Source organism: Streptomyces sp. S3(2020), from assembly GCF_013044505.1.
In the GTDB taxonomy this organism is placed as follows: Bacteria; Actinomycetota; Actinomycetes; order Streptomycetales; family Streptomycetaceae; genus Streptomyces.
The window spans coordinates 1-3,901 of the sequence record NZ_JABERD010000407.1 but is presented as its reverse complement, the minus strand read 5'-3'; the positions used below and the strand labels follow the sequence as shown (position 1 = coordinate 3,901).

5 protein-coding genes are annotated in these 3,901 nt (G+C 70.3%); 1 reads left to right on the top strand and 4 read right to left on the bottom strand.

Features of this window, described 5'->3' with window-relative positions; genetic code table 11:
• From HLK59_RS52250 to HLK59_RS48680, 4 genes are all read right to left on the bottom strand, one after another.
• A partial coding sequence (locus HLK59_RS52250) for a carboxylesterase family protein (RefSeq protein ID WP_171148116.1) occupies positions 1 to 120 on the bottom strand: 120 nt, incomplete at its 3' end.
• On the bottom strand, positions 117 to 1,328 hold the full coding sequence (locus HLK59_RS48690; RefSeq protein ID WP_171148115.1) for an amidohydrolase family protein: 1,212 nt from the start codon (positions 1,326 to 1,328) through the stop codon (positions 117 to 119). The genes HLK59_RS52250 and HLK59_RS48690, both read right to left, overlap by 4 nt.
• Positions 1,325 to 2,143 (bottom strand): fumarylacetoacetate hydrolase family protein, encoded by an 819-nt coding sequence (locus HLK59_RS48685; protein ID WP_171148114.1) that lies wholly within the window; start codon positions 2,141 to 2,143, stop codon positions 1,325 to 1,327. Before HLK59_RS48685 ends, HLK59_RS48690 begins: the two co-directional genes overlap by 4 nt.
• A 6-nt stretch (positions 2,144 to 2,149) precedes the next feature.
• Positions 2,150 to 3,022, bottom strand: coding sequence for a fumarylacetoacetate hydrolase family protein (locus HLK59_RS48680; RefSeq protein ID WP_171148113.1), 873 nt, complete (start codon positions 3,020 to 3,022; stop codon positions 2,150 to 2,152).
• Between the two features lie 108 nt (positions 3,023 to 3,130).
• On the opposite strand from HLK59_RS48680, the gene HLK59_RS48675 reads away from it, so the two are divergent.
• Complete coding sequence (locus HLK59_RS48675; RefSeq protein WP_171148112.1) at positions 3,131 to 3,853, top strand: SDR family oxidoreductase; 723 nt, start codon at positions 3,131 to 3,133, stop codon at positions 3,851 to 3,853.
• The last annotated feature ends 48 nt before the right edge of the window (positions 3,854 to 3,901 follow it).

The following is a 3,901-nucleotide window of genomic DNA, read 5'->3' as shown; positions in this document are numbered from 1 at the left end:
GGGCGGGCGCCAGCGCAGGTCGCCGACGGGTGGTGCGGCGAACGGGATGCCCTTGAAGGAGGTCACACCGTCCCGCCGCTCCCCCACGAGCCGGCCGCCCGTCGTGCGTACCCGGGTCACGCCGGCGCCTTGTGCAGTACGCCGTCCTTCATGATCGCCGCCAGTCGCCGGCGGTCCTGGAGGATCGCGATGTCCTCCAGCGGGTCGCCGTCGACGAGGACGAGGTCGGCGAGGAACCCCTCGCGGACCAGGCCGAGTTCGTCGCCCATGCCCATGATCCGGCCGCCGTGGAGGGTGGCGGCGCGCAGGGCTTCGGCGGGGGTGAAGCCGAACCAGTCGACGAACAGTTCAAGGTCGCGCAGGTTGCGGCCGACCGGGTTCCAGGCGAAGCCGTAGTCGCCGCCGGGCACGACCCGCACGCCGCGCCGCACCAGCTCGGGCACGACCTCGCGGACGGCCTCGGCGGTGGCCTCGACCTCCATGCCGGGCTCGGGTTCGCTGTCGGTCTCGTGGAGGTTGGCGTGGATGATGCCGGGGGTCGGGGCGACGAAGAGGCGGTCGCGGGCGGCTTCGAGGAGGTCGAGGGTCTCCTCGTCGGCGAAGGTGCAGTGGTAGATCGCCCGGATGCCGTGCCGTACGGCCATCTTGATCGACTCGGCGGCGTGGGCGTGCGCGGTGAGCCAGACACCGTGGTGGTCCGCGGCCCGCGAGGCCGCGGCGACCTCCTCGTCGGTGAACTGCACGATCCGCGAGGTGCCGTGCACGACGGCGCTCTCGCCGGACAGGGACAACTTCACGATGTCGACGCCGAGTTCGGCCATGTCCGTGACGAAACGGGAGACGGACTCCGGGTCACTGGCGCGTCCGTCGATGCCCGGGAAGTCGTACACACCGGGCTCGACCATCCCCGCGCTGCCCTCCCAGGAGGCGGCCTTCAGTCTCGGTCCCGGCATCCAGCCCTCGGCGAAGGCCTTGCGGGCGGCGGTCTCCGTGCGCGGGAGACGGTTGCCGCCGGAGTAGGCGCTGGTGATGCCGTGGTCGAGGAGGACCCGTCCGGCGTGGGCGACGAGCAGCGCCTTCTCCTCGTCGGGTTCGTCGCGGCGCCGGGAGCGGTGTTCGACGGTGGAGCCGAAGCCGAGGTGGGCGTGGGCGTCGACGAGCCCGGGGAGGAGGGTGCCGCCGCCTCCGTCGATCACCCTGGCGCCGACCCGCATGACGCGGTCCTTGACGGCGGTGATGCGGTTGCCCTCGACGAGGACCTCGGCCGGGAAGGGGTCGCGTCCGGTGCCGTCGAAGACCTGGACGCCGGTGAAGACGGTACGGGTCATGGGGTCGCCTTCCGGAAGCGGTGCCGCATCTCCCCCACCGATCCGATCCGGCTGACCAGTTCGTCCTCCGGGGTGAGGAACCGCTGCGGGGTGCGCCGGTTGCCGACGCCCGCCGGGGTGCCGGTGAAGATGAGGTCGCCCGGCAACAGGGTGCAGAACTCGCTGAGATACGCGACCAGTCGGGGGATCGGGAAGATCATGTTGCCGGTGCGGTCGTGCTGCACGACCTCGCCGTTCAGCTCACAGGTCAGTTCCAGGTCGTCCCGGTCCTCGATCTCGTCGAGGCTGACCAGTGCGGGGCCGACCGGGCCGAAGCCGGGGTGCGACTTGGCGAGGGAGAACTGGGCCGGGCGGCCCGCGAGTTGCGCGATCCGCTCGGACAGGTCCTGGCCGACGGTGAGCGCCACGACGGGGTCCCAGCCCTTCTCCGTCGGGACACGGCGGGCTTCGTGGCCGATGACGGCGACCAGTTCGAGCTCCCAGTCGACATTGCCGGGCGGCAGGTCGACGGTGGTGTACGGGCCGGTGAGGGAGGTCGGGAACTTGGTGAAGACGAGGGGTGCCTCTGGTTCCTCGTAGCCCGCTTCCAGCGTGTGCGGGCGGTAGTTGAGGGCGACGGCGAAGATCTGACGGGGGGCGGGGAGGGGCGCCCGGAGCACGGCCGGGTCGTAGGGCTGTGCGCCGGTGGCCGACTCGGACCACTCGCGCAGGTCGTCCCAGCGGGCGAAGAGGTCCGCGGCGAGTTCGGCCGGGACGTCGATGGCGCCCTCGTCGGTCAGCAGCACCGTGCGGTCGTCGAGTTGTGCGATGCGCATCGGCGATCAGACCCACTGCTCGGCGGGCGGCTCTTCGGTGCCGTACGCCTCGGACCAGGAGACGACGGGGTTGCGCAGGATGCCCAGGCCCTCGATCTCGGCCTCGACGACGTCCCCGGGCTTGAGGTAGTTCGCGAAGGGGTCGTCGGTGCTCGCGGCGACCCCGGCGATCGTCCCGGTGGTGATGAGGTCGCCCGCGCTGTAGGTCTGTGGCGAGTGGTAGGCGACGAGTTGGGGGATCGACACCGACATCCGGGCGGTGTTGGACTTCTGGCGGACATCGCCGTTGACGCGGAGTTCCATGTCGAGGTCGTGCGGGTCCTCGATCTCGTCGGCGGTGACGATGTACGGGCCGATCGGGCAGAAGGTCTCGATGGCCTTGGAGAAGGAGAAGACCCCCGACTCCATCTCCCGGCGCTGGATGTCGCGGGCGGTGATGTCGTTGAAGACGAGGTAGCCGGCGATGTGCTCGGCGGCCTGGTCGGCGGAGAAGAAGCGGCCGGGTTTGCCGATGACGACGGCGAGTTCGAGCTCGTAGTCGAGTTCCCGGGTGAGGTGGGACGGGTACACGATCGGCTCGTCGGGGCCGATGACCGCGTCGACGTTCTGGAAGAAGACGATGCCCTTGTTGACCGGGTGGGACCAGTCGACCCGGACCAGGTCGTCGTGGTGCTCACGGAAGTTGCCGGCCGTGTGGAAGAACTTCCTGGGCGCGATCGGCGCGCGCAGCTTCACGTCGGCGAGCGCGAACGTCCGCCCGGTCTCGCCCACTTGGCGCTCACGCTCGAAGAACGCACGGGTCGACGGCACGTCCAGTTCCACGACGGTGTCCCCGTCGATCCGGCCGACCAACCCGTCGTCGAATGTCACCAGCTTCATCGGATCCCTCCCTAACTGTCGACACTCACCCTGCCCAGCGCACGATTGATCGTCAATAGCTGCGCGAAGTGTGGACACAATTCATGGGCGTGGCCTAAGTTCCGGAGCATGCGCACTACATGGGACTTCACGGGCACACGTGCCCTGGTCGCCGGTGCCGGCGGCATCGGGGCAGCGGTCGCCCGGGAACTCGCCGCGGCGGGAGCCACGGTGGTCGTACTCGACGTGGACAAGGACAAGCTCCCCGACAACGGCATCCTCGCGGACCTCACCTCCCCCGACGCCTGCCGCGCGGCCGTCGACGAGGCCTGTCGACTCCTGGGCGGCCTCGACGTGTTCGTCCACGCGATCGGGACGAACGACCGACGGCCGGTGCTGGAGACACCCGACGAGGTGTGGGACAAGCTCATCGCGGTCAACCTCACCAGCGCCTTCCATCTCGGCCGGGCCGTCGGCGCCGTCATGGTGCCGAGCGGCTACGGACGGATCGTGTACCTCTCCTCCGTCTCCGGGCTGCTCGCCCACAAGCACCACGCGCCGTACGCCGCCACCAAGGGCGGGATCAACCAGCTGCTGCGCGTGATGGCCCGCGAATGGGCCCCGCACGGCGTCACCGTCAACGCGGTCGCCCCCGGCTACACCGAGACCGACCTCACCCGCGACTACCTCGCCGCCCCCGGCATGCGCGACTCCATGGAGGCCCTGGTCCCGGCCGGACGCCTGGGCCGCCCCGAGGACCTCACCGGCCCGGTCCTCTTCCTCGCCTCCGCCGAGGCCGCGTTCGTCACCGGGCAGGTGCTGTACGTCGACGGCGGCCGGACCCTCGTATGAACCACCCGGCCCCACACACACCACGAGACCTGTGCCTGAGACACATCT